This window comes from Paenisporosarcina sp. P4_B8 (assembly GCF_056402175.1).
Genome location: NZ_JBFUHX010000057.1, coordinates 1 through 516, shown reverse-complemented (window position 1 = coordinate 516; position 516 = coordinate 1). Strand labels below are relative to the sequence as shown.

General features: G+C 49.0%; 2 tRNA genes and 1 rRNA gene. All 3 read right to left on the bottom strand.

The annotated features are described in order from the left end of the window. Positions 1–76: 76 nt before the first annotated feature. Positions 77–152, bottom strand: a tRNA-Thr gene (locus AC1DSK_RS17530). Positions 153–171: 19 nt separating this feature from the next. Then, positions 172–247 (bottom strand) — tRNA-Val (locus tag AC1DSK_RS17525). A 10-nt stretch (positions 248–257) separates the two neighbouring features. After that, positions 258–373 (bottom strand): 5S ribosomal RNA (rrf, locus tag AC1DSK_RS17520). Positions 374–516 lie beyond the last annotated feature (143 nt).

The following is a 516-nucleotide window of genomic DNA, read 5'->3' as shown; positions in this document are numbered from 1 at the left end:
GCCATGTAGGATTCGAACCTACGACCCTCTGATTAAAAGTCAGATGCTCTACCAACTGAGCTAATGGCTCTAACAATGGTGCCGGCGAAAGGAGTCGAACCCTCGACCTACTGATTACAAGTCAGTTGCTCTACCAGCTGAGCTACACCGGCACGGTGTTAAAAAGAAAAATGGTGGAGGATGACGGGCTCGAACCGCCGACCCTCTGCTTGTAAGGCAGATGCTCTCCCAGCTGAGCTAATCCTCCGGAATAAATCGCCTAGCGATGTCCTACTCTCACAGGGGGAAACCCCCAACTACCATCGGCGCTAAAGAGCTTAACTTCCGTGTTCGGTATGGGAACGGGTGTGACCTCTTTGCCATTATCACTAGACTATTTGAGTGTTTGTTCACTCAAAACTGGATAAACGGGTCATTGAAAACCATTCAAATTCATTTTGGTTAAGTCCTCGATCGATTAGTATTCGTCAGCTGCACACGTCACCGCGCTTCCACCTCGAACCTATCTACCTCATC